At 66.5% G+C, this 19,006-nt stretch carries 24 protein-coding genes, 1 tRNA gene and 1 riboswitch; of the genes, 10 read left to right on the top strand and 15 right to left on the bottom strand.

From position 1 onward, the window contains the following. Positions 1-52: 52 nt before the first annotated feature. The 4 genes from ACZK45_RS07790 to ACZK45_RS07775 all read right to left on the bottom strand — a co-directional run bounded on the left by ACZK45_RS07790 (position 53) and on the right by ACZK45_RS07775 (position 3,291). Positions 53-550: a pyridoxamine 5'-phosphate oxidase family protein gene (locus ACZK45_RS07790; RefSeq protein WP_121503766.1), complete on the bottom strand. Its 498-nt coding sequence runs from the start codon at positions 548-550 to the stop codon at positions 53-55. A gap of 68 nt (positions 551-618) precedes the next feature. Beyond that, entirely contained in the window at positions 619-1,614 is a 996-nt protein-coding gene (locus tag ACZK45_RS07785; RefSeq protein ID WP_478445646.1) for an LLM class flavin-dependent oxidoreductase, read from the bottom strand. Positions 1,615-1,846: 232 nt separating this feature from the next. Beyond that, positions 1,847-2,614: a sulfurtransferase gene (locus ACZK45_RS07780; protein WP_005408988.1), complete on the bottom strand. Its 768-nt coding sequence runs from the start codon at positions 2,612-2,614 to the stop codon at positions 1,847-1,849. Positions 2,615-2,925: 311 nt separating this feature from the next. Then, the gene (locus tag ACZK45_RS07775) at positions 2,926-3,291 is read right to left on the bottom strand and encodes a DUF6164 family protein (protein ID WP_049396360.1); all 366 of its coding nucleotides are present in this window, start codon (positions 3,289-3,291) and stop codon (positions 2,926-2,928) included. Between the two features lie 70 nt (positions 3,292-3,361). Between ACZK45_RS07775 and ACZK45_RS07770 the strand changes: the two genes are divergently transcribed. Then, positions 3,362-3,796: an FKBP-type peptidyl-prolyl cis-trans isomerase gene (locus ACZK45_RS07770; protein WP_180837491.1), complete on the top strand. Its 435-nt coding sequence runs from the start codon at positions 3,362-3,364 to the stop codon at positions 3,794-3,796. Then, positions 3,783-5,030 (top strand): TIGR03862 family flavoprotein, encoded by a 1,248-nt coding sequence (locus ACZK45_RS07765; protein WP_180837490.1) that lies wholly within the window; start codon positions 3,783-3,785, stop codon positions 5,028-5,030. Before ACZK45_RS07770 ends, ACZK45_RS07765 begins: the two co-directional genes overlap by 14 nt. 108 nt (positions 5,031-5,138) lie before the next feature. On the opposite strand, the gene ACZK45_RS07760 is transcribed toward ACZK45_RS07765, so the two are convergent. The 4 genes from ACZK45_RS07760 to ACZK45_RS07745 form a co-directional block, all read right to left on the bottom strand. Next, positions 5,139-5,600 (bottom strand): GNAT family N-acetyltransferase, encoded by a 462-nt coding sequence (locus ACZK45_RS07760; protein ID WP_132809775.1) that lies wholly within the window; start codon positions 5,598-5,600, stop codon positions 5,139-5,141. A gap of 75 nt (positions 5,601-5,675) precedes the next feature. After that, positions 5,676-7,298 (bottom strand): FMN-binding glutamate synthase family protein, encoded by a 1,623-nt coding sequence (locus ACZK45_RS07755; protein WP_049420983.1) that lies wholly within the window; start codon positions 7,296-7,298, stop codon positions 5,676-5,678. 55 nt (positions 7,299-7,353) lie between these two features. Then, positions 7,354-8,640, bottom strand: a complete 1,287-nt coding sequence (locus tag ACZK45_RS07750; protein WP_032128936.1) for a nucleotide sugar dehydrogenase — start codon at positions 8,638-8,640, stop codon at positions 7,354-7,356. Between the two features lie 142 nt (positions 8,641-8,782). Further along, positions 8,783-9,217 (bottom strand): BLUF domain-containing protein, encoded by a 435-nt coding sequence (locus tag ACZK45_RS07745; RefSeq protein ID WP_032128935.1) that lies wholly within the window; start codon positions 9,215-9,217, stop codon positions 8,783-8,785. Positions 9,218-9,348: 131 nt separating this feature from the next. On the opposite strand from ACZK45_RS07745, the gene ACZK45_RS07740 reads away from it, so the two are divergent. Further along, positions 9,349-9,435: transfer RNA gene (locus tag ACZK45_RS07740), tRNA-Leu, on the top strand. A gap of 23 nt (positions 9,436-9,458) precedes the next feature. On the opposite strand, the gene hemN is transcribed toward ACZK45_RS07740, so the two are convergent. Both hemN and ACZK45_RS07730 read right to left on the bottom strand, forming a co-directional pair. Continuing rightward, positions 9,459-10,868 carry an oxygen-independent coproporphyrinogen III oxidase gene (hemN, locus tag ACZK45_RS07735; RefSeq protein ID WP_125894748.1) on the bottom strand — a complete coding sequence of 470 codons (1,410 nt, stop codon included), beginning with the start codon at positions 10,866-10,868 and terminating at the stop codon, positions 9,459-9,461. A gap of 44 nt (positions 10,869-10,912) precedes the next feature. Beyond that, positions 10,913-11,353 (bottom strand): group III truncated hemoglobin, encoded by a 441-nt coding sequence (locus ACZK45_RS07730; protein WP_032128934.1) that lies wholly within the window; start codon positions 11,351-11,353, stop codon positions 10,913-10,915. Positions 11,354-11,532: 179 nt separating this feature from the next. On the opposite strand from ACZK45_RS07730, the gene ACZK45_RS07725 reads away from it, so the two are divergent. Together ACZK45_RS07725 and ACZK45_RS07720 are read left to right on the top strand one after the other, a co-directional pair. Further along, the gene (locus ACZK45_RS07725; protein WP_010486039.1) at positions 11,533-11,820 is read left to right on the top strand and encodes a hypothetical protein; all 288 of its coding nucleotides are present in this window, start codon (positions 11,533-11,535) and stop codon (positions 11,818-11,820) included. Continuing rightward, positions 11,817-12,866 (top strand): 4Fe-4S dicluster domain-containing protein, encoded by a 1,050-nt coding sequence (locus tag ACZK45_RS07720; protein WP_180837489.1) that lies wholly within the window; start codon positions 11,817-11,819, stop codon positions 12,864-12,866. The genes ACZK45_RS07725 and ACZK45_RS07720 overlap by 4 nt, the downstream gene beginning before the upstream one ends. Position 12,867: 1 nt before the next feature. Here the strand turns inward: ACZK45_RS07720 and ACZK45_RS07715 are convergent, their stop codons facing one another. Beyond that, positions 12,868-13,104 (bottom strand): hypothetical protein, encoded by a 237-nt coding sequence (locus ACZK45_RS07715; RefSeq protein WP_032128931.1) that lies wholly within the window; start codon positions 13,102-13,104, stop codon positions 12,868-12,870. Between the two features lie 353 nt (positions 13,105-13,457). Next, a complete protein-coding gene (locus ACZK45_RS07710; protein ID WP_032128930.1) occupies positions 13,458-13,667 on the bottom strand; it encodes a helix-turn-helix domain-containing protein in 210 nt (69 codons plus the stop codon). A gap of 111 nt (positions 13,668-13,778) precedes the next feature. Between ACZK45_RS07710 and ACZK45_RS07705 the strand changes: the two genes are divergently transcribed. Next, positions 13,779-14,180: a transcriptional regulator gene (locus ACZK45_RS07705; protein WP_010486043.1), complete on the top strand. Its 402-nt coding sequence runs from the start codon at positions 13,779-13,781 to the stop codon at positions 14,178-14,180. Positions 14,181-14,202: 22 nt separating this feature from the next. Continuing rightward, positions 14,203-14,266: riboswitch (Fluoride riboswitch) on the top strand. An 82-nt stretch (positions 14,267-14,348) separates the two neighbouring features. Continuing rightward, positions 14,349-14,741 (top strand): fluoride efflux transporter CrcB, encoded by a 393-nt coding sequence (gene crcB / locus ACZK45_RS07700; RefSeq protein WP_032128929.1) that lies wholly within the window; start codon positions 14,349-14,351, stop codon positions 14,739-14,741. A 3-nt stretch (positions 14,742-14,744) separates the two neighbouring features. On the opposite strand, the gene ACZK45_RS07695 is transcribed toward crcB, so the two are convergent. Both ACZK45_RS07695 and ACZK45_RS07690 read right to left on the bottom strand, forming a co-directional pair. Continuing rightward, complete coding sequence (locus tag ACZK45_RS07695) at positions 14,745-15,578, bottom strand: AraC family transcriptional regulator (protein ID WP_032128928.1); 834 nt, start codon at positions 15,576-15,578, stop codon at positions 14,745-14,747. A 96-nt stretch (positions 15,579-15,674) separates the two neighbouring features. Continuing rightward, the gene (locus tag ACZK45_RS07690) at positions 15,675-16,187 is read right to left on the bottom strand and encodes a P-loop nucleotide/nucleoside kinase family protein (protein WP_180837488.1); all 513 of its coding nucleotides are present in this window, start codon (positions 16,185-16,187) and stop codon (positions 15,675-15,677) included. Positions 16,188-16,448: 261 nt separating this feature from the next. Between ACZK45_RS07690 and ACZK45_RS07685 the strand changes: the two genes are divergently transcribed. The 3 genes from ACZK45_RS07685 (at position 16,449) to ACZK45_RS07675 (ending at position 18,695) form a co-directional block, all read left to right on the top strand. Next, positions 16,449-17,525, top strand: coding sequence for an alpha/beta hydrolase family protein (locus ACZK45_RS07685; RefSeq protein ID WP_180837487.1), 1,077 nt, complete (start codon positions 16,449-16,451; stop codon positions 17,523-17,525). Between the two features lie 88 nt (positions 17,526-17,613). Continuing rightward, positions 17,614-17,814 (top strand): hypothetical protein, encoded by a 201-nt coding sequence (locus ACZK45_RS07680; protein ID WP_032128925.1) that lies wholly within the window; start codon positions 17,614-17,616, stop codon positions 17,812-17,814. A 116-nt stretch (positions 17,815-17,930) separates the two neighbouring features. After that, a complete protein-coding gene (locus tag ACZK45_RS07675; RefSeq protein ID WP_293792561.1) occupies positions 17,931-18,695 on the top strand; it encodes a thioesterase family protein in 765 nt (254 codons plus the stop codon). 15 nt (positions 18,696-18,710) lie between these two features. Here ACZK45_RS07675 and ACZK45_RS07670 read toward each other — a convergent pair whose 3' ends face one another. After that, on the bottom strand, positions 18,711-18,980 hold the full coding sequence (locus ACZK45_RS07670; RefSeq protein ID WP_032128923.1) for a hypothetical protein: 270 nt from the start codon (positions 18,978-18,980) through the stop codon (positions 18,711-18,713). Positions 18,981-19,006 lie beyond the last annotated feature (26 nt).

The following is a 19,006-nucleotide window of genomic DNA, read 5'->3' as shown; positions in this document are numbered from 1 at the left end:
TTTCCAGGTTTGCCAGCCAGCGGCCGGCACTACCAATACCGGACATCGGCCATCACCGAAGGTCGATGAATCCGTTGTCGGCCAACGCCGCCGGTTCGTCCTGCACTGCCGACAACACGAAACTCAGCGCTGTGCCCAGCAGCGTGCCCGGTCCATCCCAGTACTCGGCCGAGTCGGCGCGCACCAGGATCAGGCGCAGGTTCGGGTCGTCCTTGCCGCCCGGGAAGAACAGCTTCATCGCTGGCGACCACAGTTCCTCGATCTTCGCGCGATCATCAACCACGCGCGCGCGCCCGGCCACCGACACATAGGTGTTCTTCGATGGCGAGGCATAGGCCACGTTGACGCGCGGGTCGAGCGCAATCTCGGCCACCTTCGGGCTGTCAGCAGTGATGACGAACCACAGATCACCGTCGAAGGTGACCTGCTGGGTGGCCAGCGGCCGGCTGTAGAGGCGGCCGTCGACGCCGGTGGTGGTGAACATCGCCACCTCCACGTCCTTGATCAGTTCTGCCAGCTGGGCAATGTGTTCGGCGCGGGTGTCGGCCATGTGGGGGCTCCTTCGATATGAGCCCCCATCAGACGCGGTTCGGCCGCAATGGGCCGTGACGCAATTGTTCAGCCCGCGTGGCGGGCGTGCCAGGCCTGCATCGCCAGTTCGAACGAGCGCAGGCGCGCACGGTGGTCATACAGGTTGGCGGTGAGCATCAGCTCGTCCGGCTTGTGGCGCTCGACAAACGCGGCGATGCCTTCCGCCACCTGCTGCGGATCCCCCAGCACGGTGCAGGCCAGTGCCCGCTCCACGCCCACTTTTTCGTGCGGCTCCCAGAAGGACTCGATGTCGTCGATGGGTGCCGGAATCTTGCCTGGTCGGCCACGACGCAGGTTCACGAAACTCTGCTGCTGGCTGGTGAACAGGCGCCGCGATTCGGTTTCGCTGTCGCTGGCAACGACGTTCAGGGCCAGCATCGCGTGCGGCTGCTTCAGCGTGGCCGAGGGGCGGAACTCGCGGCGGTACACGGCAAGGGCTTCATCCATCGCGTCGGGTGCGAAGTGCGAGGCGAACGCGTATGGCAGGCCCATCGACGCGGCCATGCGCGCACCGAACAGGCTGGAACCGAGGATCCAGGTCGGCACCCGCAGGCCACCACCCGGAACCGCCTGCACCGCCTGCCCGGGCTGTACCGGTTCGAAGTAATGCAGCAGCTCGCGCACGTCCTGCGGGAACTGGTCGGCGCTGTCGAAATAGCGGCGCAGTGCACGCGCGGTCGGCTGATCGGTGCCCGGCGCACGGCCCAGGCCGAGGTCGATGCGGTCCGGATAAAGCGAGGCGAGCGTGCCGAACTGCTCGGCCACCTGCAGCGGCGCATGGTTGGGCAGCATGATGCCGCCGGCACCGACGCGGATGCGCTTTGTGCCACCCGCCACGTGACCGATCAGCACGGCGGTGGCCGCGCTGGCGATGCCAGGCATGTTGTGGTGTTCGGCCAGCCAGTAGCGGCGGTAGCCCAGCGCATCGGCGTGCTGGGCCAGTTCCAGCATGTTGGCGAAGGCAGCGGTGGTGTCACTGCCCTCGCAGACCGGGGCCAGGTCAAGGATCGACAACGGGATCATCAGCGGTTTTCCGTCACAGGATCCCCCATGCATGGGGTCGGTCGGGCGCGGCGGCCAGTGACGGTGGCGGGATGCTGATTCCCGTGGGACGGGTTCAGGGCCCGCCGGACCGATCCGGGGTGCCCTGATCCGCGCCAAGCGCGATTGGTAGTGCCGGCCGCTGGCCGGCATGCAGGTAGATCGCTTCGCAGCCGGCCAGCGGCCGGCTCTACCGGGGAATCGACGTCCCGGCTTAGAACGCGCTGGGGCGCGGCTCCGGCAGCGGCTGGTCGACCATTGGCTTCAGTTCGGCATCCAGCGCCACGCGCTCGTCGAACACGAAGCAGCGGCCTTCGTAGCCTTCGCCGCCCACCTCCTCGAAGTAGCCGAGGATGCCACCGTCCAGCTGCAGCACGTTGTCCATGCCGTCGTTGACCATCCACAGCGCGGCCTTCTCGCAGCGGATGCCGCCGGTGCAGAAACTGACCACCGTGCTGTCTTTCAGCGCCTCGCGGTGCGGCGCCAGCGCCTCGGGCAGGTCGGTGAACTTGTGAATCGGCAGCACCAGCGCATCCTTGAAGGTGCCGTACTCCACTTCCTGCAGGTTGCGGGTATCGAGCATCACCACCGGCTTGCCGGCGTCGTCATGCCCCTGCCGCAACCAGCGTTGCACCGTGGCCGGATCGACCGCCGGCGCCCGCGGATAGTCCAGCGGCTGACCGTCGTCACGGCGGAAGCTGATGATCTCGTCCTTCACCTTGGCCTTCAGCCGCGCGAACGGCTGATGTTCACTGAAGCTGGTCTTGACCCGCATATCGGCAAACCGCACGTCAGAACGCAGCGCCGCGTAGAAACCCTCGACCGCCTCCGGCGCACCCGCCAGGAACAGGTTCAGCCCCTCGCCCGCCACCAGGATCGTGCCCCGCAACTGCGCCGCCTCGGCACGCGCCAGCAACTGGTCGCACAGGGCCTGGGGAGCGTCGATGACGGCGAAATGATAGGCAGCGGTATTGGCGATCATCCCGCCATTTTAGCGCCTCCCGCCCGCACGGACAGATTCAGGGGTCGGATCCCTCTGCACGGCAGAGGGATCCGACCCCGGCAGGCACCCGGAACCTGTCAGAGGCAGGGCGGTGTGGGCAGGCGGGACCGTTGGCGCCATGGATGGCGCCATCGAGCCCCCATGGACGGGTTTACGGCGTGTCCCGCCTGCCCACACCGCCCTGCCCACCACGGATTGCCTGCTGTTGCTGTTGCTGTTGCTGTTGTAGTTGCTGTTGTAGTTGCCCTGGCATCGGCGGGTGCCGGGTGCAACCCGGCCAGAAGCCCCCCTTACCCCCGCAACAGCACGAACGGCAGCAGCACCAGCGCCGCCGCACCGGCCATCGCCAGCAGCACCAGCACCACATACACCGGCCGGCGCCGGAACAGGCTGCCGAAGGTCTCCGCCGTGCCATCACGCAATGCCTGCTCACGCTCGGCACGGATGCGCGGCCCGCGTTCGGCCTGGTATTCCGCCATCAGCGCCTTTGCACGCGGATGATCGGCGTCCTCGCGCAGCCACAGGCCGCCGTTGGAAATGCCCCAGGGGCTGGGTTCGGTGCGATACCAGGCGATGCCGTGCTGGTCGAGCAGCGTGCAGACATCGGCGTATTCGTCGTCGCCGACATTGCGCAGATTGAGCAGGAGTTTTGCCATGCCCCCATGATACCCGGCGCCGATGCGCTACCCTTGCCGCCCTCGCCCTGCGCCCTTCCGGAGACGCCCGATGCGCCGCCTGCTGCTTCCCCTGCTGCTGTCCCTCGCCGCCGTTGGCTGCTCGACCGAACCGTCCGGCCCGCCGCCGGGTGGCACCCTGACCACATTCGAGCGCATCGATACCGTCCCGGGTACCGGCGCCGAAGCCGTTGCCGGCAACAAGGTGACCGTGCACTACACCGGCTGGATCTACGACAACCGCACCGAAACCAAGCACGGCAAGACCTTCGACAGCTCCTTCAAGCACGGCGAACCGTTCACCTTCGCGCTCGGCGCCGGCCAGGTCATCCGCGGCTGGGATGAGGGCGTGGCCGGCATGAAGGTCGGTGGCAAGCGCACCCTGATGATCCCGCCGGATTACGGCTATGGCGACCGCCGGGTTGGCCCGATTCCGGCCGGTTCGTCGCTGGTGTTCGATGTCGAGCTGCTCGATGTCAAACCGTAATGCCGCACCGCTTCCGCGGGTCGCCGTCATCGGCGGCGGCCCGGCCGGCCTGTTCGCCGCCGAGCGCCTGCGCGCCGCCGGTCTGGAGGTGGACCTGTACGAGGCCAAGGGTTCGCCCGGCCGCAAGTTCCTGATCGCCGGCAAGGGCGGGCTCAACCTCACCCATTCCGATCCGCGTCCGCTGTTCGACAGCCGCTACCGCGAGCAGTCCACGACCGTGGGCCGCTGGCTGGATGGCTTCGATGCGCAGGCATTGCGCGACTGGGCCGGCGGTTTTGGCGTGGAGACCTATGTGGGCAGCTCCGGTCGCGTGTTCCCGGTCGACCGCAAGGCCGCGCCGCTGCTGCGCGGCTGGGTGCGCCGCCTGAAAGAACAGGGTGTGCGCCTGCACGCCAACCACCGCTGGATCGGATGGAGCGACGACGGCGCCCTGCGATTTGAAACCGAAGACGGCGCCGTTGAAGTGCATGCCGATGCTACCGTGCTGGCCATGGGCGGCGGCAGCTGGCCGCAGCTGGGCAGCGACGGCGCCTGGGTCTCGCCACTGCAGGCACGTGGCGTGGACATCGCACCGCTGCAGTCGGCCAACTGCGGTTTCGACGTGGACTGGACGCCGTTCTTCGCCGAGCGCAATGCCGGCGCACCGTTGAAGCCGGTGGTCGCGCACTGGCTGGACCTGGCGGGACAACCGCAGTCGCTGCAGGGCGAGTGCGTGGCCAGCGAGTACGGCATCGAAGGCAGCCTGATCTACGCATTGGCCGCAGACCTGCGCGAGACCATCAACCGCGATGGCCACGCGATGCTGTGGCTGGACCTGGTACCGGGCCGCGATGAAGCACGCCTGCTGGCCGACCTGTCACGCCCGCGCAAGGGTCGCAGCTTCGGCGAGCACCTGCGCCGCCAGGCCGGCCTGGATGCAGTGAAAGCCGCACTGGTGTTCGAGATGCTGGGCAAGGAAGCGGGCAACGACCTGCCTGCCGTGGCAGCTACGCTCAAGCGCCTGCCCCTGCGCCTGCTGCGCCCCCGGCCGATGGCCGAGGTGATCAGCACCGCCGGTGGCGTGCGCCTGGATGCGCTGGATGATGGCCTGATGCTGCGGGCAGTGCCCGGCGTGTTCTGTGCCGGCGAGATGCTGGACTGGGAGGCGCCGACAGGTGGCTACCTGCTGACCGCGTGCTACGCCAGTGGCCTGCGTGCTGCGGAAGGCGTGATCGGGTGGCTGGCAGCGCGGTGACACCTGCGTTGTAGAGTCGAGCCATGCTCGACTGCTTTTGATTCAGGCGATAGAGCAGTCGAGCATGGCTCGACTCTACAAAAACCATCGAGCAAGCTCGACGCTACATCACCACGGCCGGCGCATGCTCACTGACGCCAACGCGACGCCACTGGGATGCGGATAGGTCTCCTCGCGCACGCTGATGAACCCGTGCCGTTGATAGAACGGCACGGCGTTGAGCGAGGCCGACAGCACTACCTCACGATCACGATCGGCCATCGCCAGCAGGCGCTGCATCAGCGCCTGGCCGATGCCCTTGCCGCCGCGATCCGGATCGACGAACAACGCATCAACCTCGTTGGCATCGGTATCAAACACGCCGAACCCGAGCAGGACACCCTGCCCGTCCTCGGCCACCACGCAGCCCCCCTGCGACAACAGCCGCGCGTACTGCGACGGTGGCGGCGAGGCAGACCAGGGCGCGATGACCTCGGGAGGGTAATGGCTGCTGCAGATCTCGCGCACGCAGCGCGTACGCAGGGCCCACAGCCTGGCCACATCATCCATGGTGCCGGTCCTGAACTGCATGACGCCTCCTTGTAGGGTCGAGCTTGCTCGACTGCGTGGAAAAGCAGTCGAGCATGGCTCGACGCTACAGAATCGTTATCGCGACTTGCTGGCGCGCAGCGCCTGGATCTTCGGCGGCGGCTGGAACGAGTCGCTGCGTGCATCGGCCCAGAACGCATGGAACACCGCATGGTCGGGCACCTTGTGCAGCAGTTCGCCTGGTTCCAGGTAGCGGTACAGCGAGGCCAGCGAACGGATTTCCACCGGTGAGACGCGGCGCAGGATGTGCTCCGGCCCCAGCTCGGCAGGATCGTTCAGGCCCGCCGCACACAGCAGCTCCTTCAGGGCGTGCAGCGTGTGCTCGTGGTAGCTGTACACACGGGTGGCCTTGTCCGGTGCATCCAGATGCTTCCAGCGTGCAGGGTCCTGGGTCGCGATGCCGGTCGGGCACTTGTCGGTATGGCAGCTCAGTGATTGGATGCAGCCCAGCGCGAACATGAAGCCTCGGCCGGCATTGCACCAGTCAGCCCCCAGCGCGATGGTCCGCGCGATGTCGAACGCGCTGGTGATCTTGCCGGCCGCACCGATGCGGATGCGATCGCGCAGATCCAGGCCGACCAGGGTGTTGTGCACCAACAGCAGCGCTTCGTGCATCGGCACGCCGACATGGTCGACGAACTCCGCCGGTGCCGCACCCGTGCCACCCTCGGCGCCGTCGACCACGATGAAGTCCGGCAGCAGCCCGGTTTCCTGCATCGCCTTGGCAATGCCGAACCACTCCCATGGATGGCCGATGGCCAGCTTGAAACCGACCGGCTTGCCACCGGACAGCTCGCGCAGGCGTGCAACGAACTGCAGCAGCTCGACCGGCGTCGAGAACGCCGAGTGACGCGACGGTGACACGCAGTCCACACCCATCGGCACGCCACGCGTCACCGAGATCTCGGCGGTCACCTTTGGCGCCGGCAGCACGCCACCGTGGCCGGGCTTGGCGCCCTGCGACAGCTTGATCTCGATCATCTTGACCTGATCATGGGTGGCATTGGCAACGAAGCGTTCCTCGCTGAATCCGCCCTTCTCGTCACGGCAACCGAAGTAGCCCGAGCCGATCTCCCACACCAGGTCGCCGCCCATCTCGCGGTGGTAGGGCGAGATCGAACCTTCGCCGGTGTCGTGATAGAAGCCACCGCGGCGTGCGCCTTCGTTCAGCGCGCGGATGGCATTAGCCGACAGCGAACCGAAGCTCATCGCCGAGATGTTGAACACGCTGGCCGAATAAGGCTTGGCACAGTTCGGGCCGATCAACACACGGAAGTCATGCTTGGCGATGGCGGTCGGTGCCAGCGAATGGTTGATCCACTCGTAATCCACCGCATAGGTGCTGCGCAGGGTGCCGAACGGCACCGTGTCCATCTCGTTCTTGGCGCGCTGGTAGATCAGTGCACGCTGCTGGCGCGAGAACGGCACGTCTTCCAGGTCGCTCTGCACGAAGTACTGGCGGATCTCCGGGCCGATCGATTCCAGCCCGTAGCGGAAGTGCGCCATCACCGGATAGTTGCGGCGCAGCGTGCTGCGCTTCTGCAGCAGGTCCCAGGTCCCCAGCGCCACCATCGCGGCAGTCAGGCCGACGCCCCAATACCAGGCCGGCCAGATCGTGGCCAGCCACAGGCATATCGGGAACATCAGGATGGCGAGCAGGTAGACGATATACCGGTGCATGGCTTTCCTCGGTTGCAACTGCCCCCGAGTCTACCGCGCCACCCGCTGCCAAGGCTTACAAGCGATCGTCAACCACGTTGCGCGGCCAGGCCGATTTCACGTCGTAGACCAGGCCTCCCGGCGCCAGCAGGCCCCGGATTGCGGATTCATCCATCGCCTTGAAACGGGCGTGGGCCACTGCCAGCACCACCGCGTCATAGCATCCCGCCCCGGGATCGGCCAGCCAATCCAGGCCCTCGCCGGTCAGCGCCGCCGGGCCGACCCAGGGGTCGCTGACCTCCACCTGCGCACCGGCATCACGCAGGCGTTGCGCCAGTTCCAGCGCGCGGCTGTTGCGCAGGTCCGGGCAATCCTCCTTGAAGGTCACGCCCAGCACCAGGATGCGTGCGTCCGCCGGCGCACGGCCACGCTCGGCCAGCATCGCCAGCACCCGCGCCGCCACGTGCTCGCCGACGCGGTTGTTGACCTGTCGTGCGGTGTGGATCAGGTCCGGGTGATAGCCCACGCTCTCGGACTTGTGCAGCAGATAGTACGGGTCCACGCCGATGCAGTGGCCGCCGACCAGCCCCGGCCGGAACGGCAGGAAATTCCACTTGCTGCCGGCGGCGTCCAGTACGTCCTGGGTATCGATGCCCAGCCTGTCGAAGATCAGGGCCAGCTCGTTGACCAGCGCAATGTTGACGTCGCGCTGGATGTTCTCGACCACCTTGGCCGCTTCGGCCACCCGCATCGACGGTGCCGGGAAGGTACCGGCGGCGATGATGCGCTGGTACAGACCATCAATCACCGCAGCAACTTCCGGTGTCGAGCCGGAAGTGATCTTGCGGATGTCGGCCAGGCGCCGCTGGCGGTCGCCGGGGCTGACCCGTTCCGGGCTGTAGCCGCAATAGAAGTCTTCGTTGAAGCGCAGGCCCGAACCCTGCTCCAGCAGCGGCACGCACACTTCCTCGGTGGTACCGGGGTAGACCGTGGACTCGTAGATCACCAGGTCGCCGGCGCGAAGATGACTGGCAATCAGCCGTGTCGCCGAACGCAGGGGCTCCAGGTCGGGCTGCTCGTAAGCATCGATCGGGGTCGGCACGGTGACGATGTAGACGTTGCAGGCATCGAGCAGTGCCGGATCGCTGCCGTACTGCAGCAGCTGCGCACTGGCCAGCTCGTCGGATTCCATTTCCAGCGTGTGGTCCTGGCCGTTGCGCAGCTCGGCGATGCGACCGGCATCGATATCGAAACCCAACGTCGGCCACTGCCGGCCAAACGCCACCGCCAACGGCAGGCCGACGTAGCCCAGGCCGATCACCGCAAACCGGGGTGCGCTGGCCGCCGCTACCGGCGCACTCATCGGCACATCCCGCGCAACGGATGCGATCGCACATACGCTGCCATGGCCTCGGCCAACACACTCATCTGCTGCACCACTCCGGAAAACCTGCGCCAGAAAGGCTACAGCCTACCGGCCCCGGCGCCCTGCCGCCAAGGCGGGCTCAGGACCCCAACGCCACCGCGGCCGGTTCCAGTTCGCCGTCTGCGCCGGTCCAGGCCTGCAGCAGGCGCTCGAATCCACCGCTGCCAAGCAGGAAGCCGGGCCACGCGGCGTCGACGATCTGTGCCAGCAGCTCCGGTTCGATCCGCCGCGTGCCCATCGACCAGCGCGGAAATGCGCGCTGCACCACGGGGGCACGGCACAACACTTTCAGCTGCCCGTGGCTGCGCGCATTGAGGATGCGCTGGAACACCGAATCGATGCCGTCCTCCGGGCCCTCGAGATACTGCAGGAAGCGCGCTCCGTCGAACATCAGCACACCGGTGACACCGGCTACACGATTGAATGCCGTGGCGTCGGCCAGCAGGCGGTCAAGATCGGTTGTCTGCAGATCGGCGCGGGCCTCACTGGCATAGGCAATCGCGTGCAGCGACATCAGGTGGCTCCCCCCCTGGGAACGATGGCAGGGACTATGACATGAATGCGATCGACAGTTAAGCACGCCGCGGCCATGATGCAATCCGGTTGCGGAACCGCAGGTGGGCTACAATCGGCGCCGCGCTGCAGGCCCGGATGGCGAAACTGGTAGACGCATCGGACTTAAAATCCGCCGGGGGCAACCCCATGCCGGTTCGATTCCGGCTCCGGGCACCACACGCACGCAGCACATCCCGCTTTCAGATCGCCCGCGAATAACGTGGTTGCTCGTGCGCGGCACGCAGATACGGGTCGAAGCACATCGCCAGCAACCGCAGCAACGGTCGCCCGGGTTCGCTGGCACGCACCACGCCATCGCGGTATTCGGCCAGGCCATCTTCCTGCAGCCGCTGTACCGAACGCAGGTCCTCGGCAAAGTACTGCTCGAAATCCAAGCCGTGACGCTGCCCCAGCAGCACGCCATCCACCTCGCCCTGGCACATCAGCTGCTGGATCAGTTCCGCGCGCAACTGGTCGTCGGCACTCAACGCCACGCCGCGCCAGACCGGCAGCTGGCCCTGGTCCACCGCGTCCTCCCACGACGGCAGGTCGCGCGGATTCTGGCTGTAGGTGGCACCGATGTGGCTGATCGCACTCACGCCCAGGCCGAGCAGATCGGTATCGGCATGGGTGGTATAGCCCATGAAGTTGCGATGCAGCTGGCCGGCGCGCTGTGCGCGCGACAGATCCTCTTCCGGCAACGCAAAGTGATCCATGCCGATGTACTGGTAGCCCGCCGCGGAGAGCTTCTCCACCGCCAGGCCCAGCAGCGCCAGCTTGTCTTCCGGTGACGGCAAGCGGCTTTCGTCGATCTGCTTCTGCGCGCGGAACAGATGCGGCAGGTGCGCGTAGCCGTAGACCGCCAGACGGTCCGGGCGCAGCGCCAGCACCAGCTCGAGGGTGCGACCGAAGCCTTCCAGGCTCTGTCCCGGCAACCCATAGATCAGATCGACGTTGACCGAACGCATGCCGCTGTCGCGGCAGGCGCGCAGGATGTCCAGCGTCTGCTGCACGCCCTGCACGCGGTTGATCGATTCCTGCACCTGCGGATCGAAATCCTGCACGCCCAGGCTGGCCCGGTTGAACCCCAGCCGCGCCAGCATGGCGACGTCGCGGGTGTCGATGAAGCGCGGATCGAGTTCGATCGAGAAATCGCGCTGCGGCGAATCACTGAAATCGAAGCGCCGGCGCAACCCTTCCACCAGCGTGGTCATCGCTTCGGCATCGAGGAAGTTCGGCGTACCACCACCCAGGTGCAGCTGGATCACCTCGCGGCCGTCATCGAACTGCGGCGCCAGCAGGTCGGCCTCGGCCAGCACGCGTGAGACGTAGCTGTGGCCACGACCGCGATCACGGGTGATCACCCGGTTGCAGCCGCAGTAGAAGCAGGGGCTGGAACAGAACGGCACATGCACGTAAAGCGAAAGCGCACGGGCCAGCTGGTTGCTGTCGGCGATCGCCTGGCGCAGTGCCGGCGCGTCGAAGCCATCATGGAAATGCGGCGCGGTCGGGTACGAGGTGTAGCGCGGGCCCGGCCGGTCGTGCCGGCGCAGAAGATCGGGGTCGAAGGTCCAGGCCAGGCCACCAGCGGCGGGAGAGAACGTGTCCATGCCGCCAGCATCGCGCCGGGCGGCCTGCGCCGCCTTGACCCAGATCAATCCTTGGCAGGGATGCCCAGCACCGGCAGGCCGACCTGCGGCCAGCGCAGCATCTGGTAGCGCTTCCAGAAGGTGTCACCGATGCGCGCGGCCACGTCGTTGGCCAGCTCCTGCATCGGCGGGTTGTTGCATTCGGCGGTGGTGATCCGGAACAGCACCAGCCAGCGGTCGAACAGGTCCTTGTCCAGCTCGATGGCCATGTGCTTGGACATCGGCGAGCCCTTGAACCGGCGGGTGCCGCGCAACATCGCCGACCAGAAGTCGACCAGCTGCGCCAGGTGCTCGGGCCAATCGTGGACGTGCGCGCCGAACACCGGCCCCAGCCGCTCTTCCTCGCGCACGCGCGCATAGAAGTCGTGAACCAGGCGGGTCACTTCCTGCTCGGTGCACAACTCGGGCGAGGCGACGGGGAGGACAGGCGGCGGTGTTGCGTTCATCGGGGTACCCAAAGCGTGCCGGCAGTGTGCCGCAGCCGGCCATCACCACCGTTGATCCAGATCAATGTCGGCGCAGTCCGCTGCGCCTAGGCTGGCACGCTTGCAGGAAGCATGCCCTGCGGATGCGGCGCCGACCCTGGCGAAGTATACGCGCCGCCCACTTTTCGATCCGGGACAGCATGAACAGACCTTCTCCCAACCGCCGCCAGCGGCTGATCCAGCAGTGGGGCGCCATCCTCTGGCCCAGCTTCATCGCCGCCGGCGTGGCCAGCGTGGTGTTCTTCGCCTTCGTCGATCCATTGCGCCTGCAGGCCATCAGTTTCCCGGGCACCGCAATCAGCCGCGAACTGGGTTACACGGCGGGATTCTTCATGTTCTGGTCGGTGACGGCACTGTCCAGCGCGGTCACCTGGTACCTGCAGCGGCCCATGCCGAGCGATGACGACGACGAGCTGCCGCTGGGATGAGCACGTCATGTACCCGGACTCCCCGTCCCTGGCACTGGCGCGGCACGCTCAGCGCCGCCCTGCTGGCGCTGTTCTACGCACTGCCGTGGCTGCGCTGGGAGGGCCGCCAGGCGCTGCTGCTGGACATCAACGCGCGGCGATTCGACCTGTTCGGCTGGACCCTGTGGCCCGGCGACGTCGGCGTACTGATCGGCCTGCTGGCGGTGCTGGCCGTCGGCCTGGCGCTGCTTACCCACCTCGCCGGACGCATCTGGTGCGGCCATGCCTGCCCGCAGACGCTGTGGCGGCGCGCCTTCGACTGGATCGCCCGCAGCGCGGCCCGCATGCTGCCGGCACCTGCTGTACGCCCGGTCACCCAGCTGGCCTGGGGACTGCTGTCAGTGTGGACCGGCATTACCTTCGTCGGCCTGTTCAGCCCGATCACCGGCTTGCTGGCCGCCGCGCCAAACGCCGGCTGGAGCGGCTGGAAAACGTTCTGGGTGCTGTTCTATGCCGCCGCCACCTGGGCAAACGCCGGCTTCCTGCGCGAGCAGGTCTGCCGTTCGCTGTGCCCGTTCGCACGCATGCAGCCGCTGCTGACCGATCCACATACGCCGCGCATGCTGTACGACGCCCGCCGCGGCGAGCCACGCGGACCTCGCCCATCCGGCCTGGGCGGGGTGCTGGGCCGTGGCCGCGGCCTGCTCGACCCGACCACTGCGCAGGACTACGTATTCCGCGCCGCGCATCCGCTGCTGGCTGGACCGATGCCGACCTTCAGCGCCGACCGTCTGGGTGATTGCACCGATTGCGCGGCCTGCGTCATTGCCTGCCCGATGCAACTGGACATCCGCCAGGGACCGCACGCCGATTGCCTGGCCTGCGGTGCCTGCCTGGAGGCCTGCGCACAACAGCAGCACCGGGCCGGTTTCGGTCCGGCGCTGGTGCGCTACTGCAGTCCGCAGGCAATGGCCGGACAACCGAAGCGCCTGTGGCGACCCCGGACGTTGGCGCTGCTGTCCTTGCTGCTGGCGCTGCTTGCCTGCGGCGCCTGGCGCCTGCTCTGAATCAACGCGACCCGCTGGCGTGCGGCGGCACAAGCTGCGCACGCCGGACGATGCCCAGCTGTTCGATGATCAGCGCCATTTCGTTGGTGACTTCGGTACGCTCGGTCCCCTGCGGGACCAGACGGTCCAGCACCTGCTGGTAGGTATCCCAGAACGCCGGACCGCATCCGTGTTTGTGGTAACTGGCTTCCAGTTCGCGGCGTACCCGTTCAGCCAAGCCATGCATGCCGTATTCCATACGACCTCCGTTGGACTTGTTCTGCATCGTTGACGGTCTACCGACTCACTTGCGTGCTACTGAAAGGCTCCCAGGCTTCACGCCTGGTTGACTCCAATTAGTCATAGATTTCACGACAGGTCAATTACATGCGGCGACTTTCGCGATTGAAATTATTAATCGTTCACGAAACCACATACGGGACCCCGGGGCCCCCGGATGGGGTGAAGCCGACAGGCCGCGGGAACCATGGACCGATGACTCCAGTAGATGGCGCCGATTGTGACCCTCAGATCGATCGATCTTGCCTATTTTTCTAAGCATACTTAGCAAATTGCGCTTAGCGTGCTAAATGCGACAAAAGGCGGCGCAAGTCAGATGGATTCGCCCGCCGACGCTTCTGTCGTGGGGAACAGGTTCGGATAGCGCTGATGCAGGATGTACTGCCGCAGGGCCGGAATCGGGAAATCCTTCGGCCATTGCGACACTGCGGAACGGCTGATGCCAAAGAAGCGGGCCAGTTCGGCATCGGTCTGGAATCCCAGCCGGGTGCGCACCTGCCGCTTGCTCCAGAATTCGGTCACGGTCGGTCCTTCTGTTAACCAGACTGATTCTTGCGACAAGGCTTCTTCGCAATCCACGCGTTAAGCTGGCTTGCATAGATGAATACTCTCGGCCAACGACTCGCGGCAGCCATGAAGAAGGCCGGGCACCCACGCCCGGCCGATCTGGCACGCGCCGCCAAATCAACGACAGCAACCATCAGCAACTGGCTCAACGACCACGTGAGCGCCTCGCACGTGAAAGCCGAACAGCTGTTCCGCATCGCCGATGCGGCCAAGCTGGACGCACGCGAGCTGCTGTACGGGGTCAGCGGGCTCGGCGTCGGTGAGCCTGGCAGTGCCTACATCCCCAGCCAGGCCCATCTGGATGTCTGGCAGGACGCCTACGAGCTGGTCAGTCACCTGGTGGCCGAGAACGGGCTGGAGATCGACCATCGCCGCCATGCAGCGTTGGATCTGCTCGCGTTCGAACTGCTGATGGATGGCTTCAGCCGCAGCAAGGTCGCCCGCGTGCTGACGACTTCGATGACGTGAATGCACCGCCGCTGGTAGCATGGACCGCGATGGGGATGGGGCTCCCCCGATAACCGCCTGAGAAGGCTGATGGCTCCTGCCAGGACGAACCCGGTGTTCGTCGACGGCAGGTCGTGCCTGCCCTCGGCGTTCGCCATTGACCCTGCGAACCCGCATTCGAGGCACGCCATGCAAACACTGAACAATTATTTCCTGGTCTTCGTCGGAGGCGGCATCGGTGCCTGCCTGCGCCATGCCTGCAACCTGATCGGCGCGCGGGTGGCCGTCGGCAGTCCCTGGCCCTGGTCGACCTTCCTGATCAACGTCAGCGGCGCCCTGCTGATGGGCGTGGTGGTCGAGGTCTTCGCGATGCGCAATGGCGCCTCGCCGCAGCTGCGCCTGCTGCTGGCCACCGGCATCCTCGGCGGCTACACCACGTTTTCCACCTATGCGCTGGAGATCGGCCTGCTGCTGCAGCGTGGCCAGCATGGGCTGGCGGCACTGTATGCCGGCGGCTCGGTGGCACTGGGCCTGGCCGGCCTGTTCGGTGGGATGAAGCTGGCCCGGCTGGTGCTCGGCTGACGCTCAGGCCGCACTGGCACGGGCCTGTCCCCGCCATTCCCGCGGCGACTGCCCGGTGTGCGCCTTGAACGCGCGCGACAGCGCCGCTTCGCTGCCGTACCCCACATCGTCGGCAATCCGCTTCAGCGGTCTGCCTTGGCGCAGTGCCTGCTGCGCCAGCCCCACCCGCCAGCCCTGCAGGTACTGGCCCGGCGTGGTGCCCATCGCCTCGCGGAAGCTGGCGGCGAACACGCTGCGTGACATGCCGGCCACTTCGGCCAGGTCTTCCAGCGTCCACGCCTGCGCCGGCGCTTCATGCATCGCCACCAGCGCCAACCGCAGCCGCGGATGACCCAGCCCGGCGAACAGGCCGCCACGCATCTCGCCGCCTTCCATCAGCTGACGCAGCACCTGGATCATCACCACCTCGAACAGCCGGTTGACCATCGCCGCCCGCCCGCAACGCTGCTCGAACGCTTCTTCGAACAGCAGTTCCAGCGCCGCGTTGCCGCCATACAGATCGGCCAGCGGCAGGCAGATGAAATCAGGCAGCGCGGCGCTGATCGGATTGAGCCGACCGCCCTCGAAATGCAGGTTGGCGCAGGCCATGTCGGCGCCCTGCTGCGGGTCGGTGCTGAAGCGATGCGGCATCGGCCGCGGATACAGCAGCAGGCTCGGCACTTCGACCTGCACGGTCTGCTGCCCGTGGCTGACCTGCACCGGCCCGCGCCGCACCAGGTGCAGCTGACCCGCCTCGTCTTCGCCCTCCAGCGTGTTGATGCCGCACAGCGCACCGGCATGGAATACCGAGGCGGTCACCGCAAAACGTTCAAGCAGTATGGCGAGACGGTCGACCATGACGGGACTCCGGGTCAAGCGAGGCGAGCTCAATGCGACAGATCGTATCGGAATCGCCACCGAGATGGTCGACTGAACGCCGCCCTCTCTGCGCCCTCAAGCCTCCTGTGAATGACGGATCACCACGAAGCCCTCTTCCTGCGCAGGTGCCACGAAGTGACGGGTGATCTGCTCGAAGGCTTGGTCGCTGGCCTGGAACGGGTGCTCGCCGCGCGCGTTGCGGGCATGCAGCCGCGCCTTGCAGATGGCGTCGGCAACATCGAGAAAATGCAGCTGGTGGGCAACACCGGCCGACTCGAACAGTTCGCGGCCCCATGCACGGGCGGCCGGCGTGTTGAACGGAACGTCGAGCACGACCGAAACGCCGACCTGCAGGATTGCGCATACATGCTGCATCAGCGCTCCGCGCAGCGCGGCCGCGCGCTGCAGGTAATCGGCAACGGAATGGATCTGGTCGGGATACAGCGCGGCCAGCCAGGCGTCCTCGCTGATCAGCACATGACGTGGCTGCGCCGCCAGCTGCTGCGACAGGGTGGATTTGCCGGCACCGATCTTGCCGCACACCAGGTGCAGGGTCGGCGCATTGTCGGTCGATGAAAGATGATGCATCTGCGTTCTCCTCGATGGATTCCAGTACCCGGGAGAGCGCCGCATGCAACCCGCCTTCCCGGGCGGGTTGCATGGCCGTGGCGACCGCGCGCTATCCCGCCTTCCCGTGGGGAATGCGGATAATCGACGCGGTGCTGTGCAGGACCATGCCGCCAGCGTAGAGCGCAGCCTGGCCGGCGGGCAATCCCCTGCGGCAGTGCAGCGCGCGCAAGGTTTTGCGGGGATCTATGCTCGGCGCCATTCCCGCATGGAATGACCACGATGCGACCCTTGCTTCGATGCGCCCTCGCCCTCGGCCTTCTGCTGCCTGCGGCATCGCTGCTGGCCGCGCCACCCACGGCACCACGCATGCTCAGCGGCGAGCTGCAGGGCGCCCCCTGGCGGCTGGACGTGCCGGCTGACTGGAACGGCGACCTGGTGATGCTGGCGCACGGCTACGAGCCGGTGGGCGTGCCACGCACTACGCCGATGACCGCCAATGACAGCACCGCAACGCTGCTGTCCGCAGGCTACGCCGTCGCGCAGAGTGCCTACGCCAGCCAGGGCTGGGCAGTGGCCGATGCGATCACCGACATGGAGCGCCTGCGCCAGCACGCGCTGGGCGAACTCAAGCGCGTGCGCCACACCTGGCTGCTCGGATTCTCGATGGGCGGCGCGGTGACACTCGCCAGCCTCGAACGCTTCCCGCAGCACTACACCGGTGGCGTCTCGCTGTGCGGTGCCAATCTCAGTGGCGAACAGATCGCCGCAGATCTGCTGACCACGCTGGTCGCCTTCGATTACTTCTTCCCCAACGCTGCAGGCCTGCCGGCCACCGGACTGGCTTCGCATGAAGCGGCCGTGCTGCCGCAGGGAGTGCTCTATCAGGGCATCGCCGACGCGCTGCAACGGAATCCCCAGCATGCCGACGTGCTCGCCAAGCGACTGCAGGTCGCTCCGGATGCACTGGCCGGGACAATCAGCCTGCACACGCTGGTCCTGCATGAACTGGCCACGCGCAGCGGCGGCATGCCGGCCGGCAACCTTGGTGTGGTGTACAGCGGATTCGGTGACGACGCCGCGTTCAATGCCGGCGTGCAGCGCATCGCTCCCGTGCCTGCGGCACAGGCCGATGTCCGCGCGAAGCTGGCACTGAGCGGCGCGTTGAAGCGACCGCTGGTGGTCCAGTTCAACAACAACGATCCCACCATCGTGCCGCACATGCAGGCGATGTATCCGCAGATGGCCGCACAGGGCGGCGCGCGACCATTGCCGCGCGTGCTGCCGCCGGTGGGCGAAGGGCATTGTGGCTTCTCTGAAGCACAGGTTGTCGATGCCTTGAAGGCAATCCAGCGTTGAGCTCAACGTGTCGCAGCGCATCAGGGGTACGCCATAAGGACTGCTATGGTGGCCGGGCCCATTGACGGGCACACAAAGGACTGACGTGATGATCAAGACGACCTTGAAGACCGTGATGTTCCTTGGCATGGCCGTGACCGGGCTGGCCTTCGCCGCAGGCCCCTGTGAATTCTGCAGCCAGCAGTACGAATATTGTCTGCGCGCAACTTCAGGCCCACTGGCCAAGACACCCGCAGAATGCCTGGCCCAGTACAAGATGTGCCGCGAAATGGATTGCCAGTCCTCCTGACCGGCATCCGGTAAGCTCCTGCGGGGAGCTCAAGCTTACCACGCTGCCAAACGCTTACGATGCAGGGACCCGTGCAGCATCTGCCGCCTCCCCTCCCTACTGACACAACGCATGCGATGGCCTTCTTCGAACGACTGAGCGACACCCGCTACCTGCCGACCGAACACACGGGCGGCGCATGGAACATCCGCGAACAACACATCGCACCTGCGATCGGGCTGCTGGCGCACCACCTGGAACGCGACGCCGCAGCGCGTGGGCACGGTTTTCTGATCGCGCGCCTGTCCTACGACATCCTCGGCACCATTCCGATCGAAGCGATGGAGGCCGACGTACAGGTGCTGCGCGGTGGTCGCACCATCGAACTGGTCGAAGCCACGCTGCGCCATGACGATCGCCCGGCGCTGCGCGTGCGTGCATGGCTGATGCGCCCGAACGATACGCAGGCCATCGCCGGCACGCCGATCGCCGGCATTGCTCCGCCGGAATCAATGCCCGCGTGGGACCCAGGTACGGTCTGGCCAGGCGGTTTCATCAAGAGCGTGGAGATCCGCCGACACGATCAGGGGCCCGGCCGTGCCACCTACTGGGCGCGCGCGAAGCACGCGCTGCTGGACGGCGAGCCGGTCAGTCCGCTGGCCCGTGCCGCCACCCTGTTCGATCTGTCCAATGGCATGGCCGTGCGCGCCGATCCGAAGGAGGTCGCCTTCCCCAACCTCGATCTGACCGCGCACCTGTTCGGCATGCCCGAAGGCGAGTGGCTGGGCTTCGACACGTCGGTGTCGTTTGGCCACCAGGGTCTCGGCTTGACCAGCACCGTGCTGCACGATGCGCGCGGTCCGATCGGCATGCTCGGCCAGGCACTGACCGTACGCCCGTGACCCCAAAGGGCGGCGTCAGCCGCCCAGCGTACCCATGGTGAAGGTGTAGCCGGAGCTCATCAGGAATTCGCGCATGCGCATCTCCGCGCGCCGCGGTGAGGCGAGGTTGGCCGGTGCATACAGCGCGTAGACCACGCCCGCGCCTTCGATGGCTTCACGCCGCACGCCACAGTGGCGGGTCTCCGAAGCAATCACCCATCCATCCTTCAGCCGATCCGGTCCGATCGACTGGCCGTTCATCAGGCGGAACGTCAGCCAACGTACTTCCACAGAAGATTTGCTCATTGCCGGCATACCGCCAGCGTGCCGCG

It is taken from the genome of Stenotrophomonas sp. 63632_Sma, from assembly GCF_056482875.1.
The sequence above is the reverse complement of the archived record's forward strand: the minus strand, read 5'-3'. Positions and strand labels throughout refer to the sequence as shown.

What these genes read in the sequence shown, in the direction of transcription:
- ACZK45_RS07790 (WP_121503766.1), bottom strand. Translation starts at nt 550, where the DNA reads ATGGCCGACACCCGCGCCGAACACATTGCCCAGCTGGCAGAACTGATC.
- ACZK45_RS07785 (WP_478445646.1), bottom strand. Translation starts at nt 1,614, where the DNA reads ATGATCCCGTTGTCGATCCTTGACCTGGCCCCGGTCTGCGAGGGCAGT.
- ACZK45_RS07780 (WP_005408988.1), bottom strand. Translation starts at nt 2,614, where the DNA reads ATGATCGCCAATACCGCTGCCTATCATTTCGCCGTCATCGACGCTCCC.
- ACZK45_RS07775 (WP_049396360.1), bottom strand. Translation starts at nt 3,291, where the DNA reads ATGGCAAAACTCCTGCTCAATCTGCGCAATGTCGGCGACGACGAATAC.
- ACZK45_RS07770 (WP_180837491.1), top strand. Translation starts at nt 3,362, where the DNA reads ATGCGCCGCCTGCTGCTTCCCCTGCTGCTGTCCCTCGCCGCCGTTGGC.
- ACZK45_RS07765 (WP_180837490.1), top strand. Translation starts at nt 3,783, where the DNA reads ATGTCAAACCGTAATGCCGCACCGCTTCCGCGGGTCGCCGTCATCGGC.
- ACZK45_RS07760 (WP_132809775.1), bottom strand. Translation starts at nt 5,600, where the DNA reads ATGCAGTTCAGGACCGGCACCATGGATGATGTGGCCAGGCTGTGGGCC.
- ACZK45_RS07755 (WP_049420983.1), bottom strand. Translation starts at nt 7,298, where the DNA reads ATGCACCGGTATATCGTCTACCTGCTCGCCATCCTGATGTTCCCGATA.
- ACZK45_RS07750 (WP_032128936.1), bottom strand. Translation starts at nt 8,640, where the DNA reads ATGAGTGCGCCGGTAGCGGCGGCCAGCGCACCCCGGTTTGCGGTGATC.
- ACZK45_RS07745 (WP_032128935.1), bottom strand. Translation starts at nt 9,217, where the DNA reads ATGTCGCTGCACGCGATTGCCTATGCCAGTGAGGCCCGCGCCGATCTG.
- hemN (WP_125894748.1), bottom strand. Translation starts at nt 10,868, where the DNA reads ATGGACACGTTCTCTCCCGCCGCTGGTGGCCTGGCCTGGACCTTCGAC.
- ACZK45_RS07730 (WP_032128934.1), bottom strand. Translation starts at nt 11,353, where the DNA reads ATGAACGCAACACCGCCGCCTGTCCTCCCCGTCGCCTCGCCCGAGTTG.
- ACZK45_RS07725 (WP_010486039.1), top strand. Translation starts at nt 11,533, where the DNA reads ATGAACAGACCTTCTCCCAACCGCCGCCAGCGGCTGATCCAGCAGTGG.
- ACZK45_RS07720 (WP_180837489.1), top strand. Translation starts at nt 11,817, where the DNA reads ATGAGCACGTCATGTACCCGGACTCCCCGTCCCTGGCACTGGCGCGGC.
- ACZK45_RS07715 (WP_032128931.1), bottom strand. Translation starts at nt 13,104, where the DNA reads ATGGAATACGGCATGCATGGCTTGGCTGAACGGGTACGCCGCGAACTG.
- ACZK45_RS07705 (WP_010486043.1), top strand. Translation starts at nt 13,779, where the DNA reads ATGAAGAAGGCCGGGCACCCACGCCCGGCCGATCTGGCACGCGCCGCC.
- crcB (WP_032128929.1), top strand. Translation starts at nt 14,349, where the DNA reads ATGCAAACACTGAACAATTATTTCCTGGTCTTCGTCGGAGGCGGCATC.
- ACZK45_RS07695 (WP_032128928.1), bottom strand. Translation starts at nt 15,578, where the DNA reads ATGGTCGACCGTCTCGCCATACTGCTTGAACGTTTTGCGGTGACCGCC.
- ACZK45_RS07690 (WP_180837488.1), bottom strand. Translation starts at nt 16,187, where the DNA reads ATGCATCATCTTTCATCGACCGACAATGCGCCGACCCTGCACCTGGTG.
- ACZK45_RS07685 (WP_180837487.1), top strand. Translation starts at nt 16,449, where the DNA reads ATGCGACCCTTGCTTCGATGCGCCCTCGCCCTCGGCCTTCTGCTGCCT.
- ACZK45_RS07680 (WP_032128925.1), top strand. Translation starts at nt 17,614, where the DNA reads ATGATCAAGACGACCTTGAAGACCGTGATGTTCCTTGGCATGGCCGTG.
- ACZK45_RS07675 (WP_293792561.1), top strand. Translation starts at nt 17,931, where the DNA reads ATGGCCTTCTTCGAACGACTGAGCGACACCCGCTACCTGCCGACCGAA.
- ACZK45_RS07670 (WP_032128923.1), bottom strand. Translation starts at nt 18,980, where the DNA reads ATGAGCAAATCTTCTGTGGAAGTACGTTGGCTGACGTTCCGCCTGATG.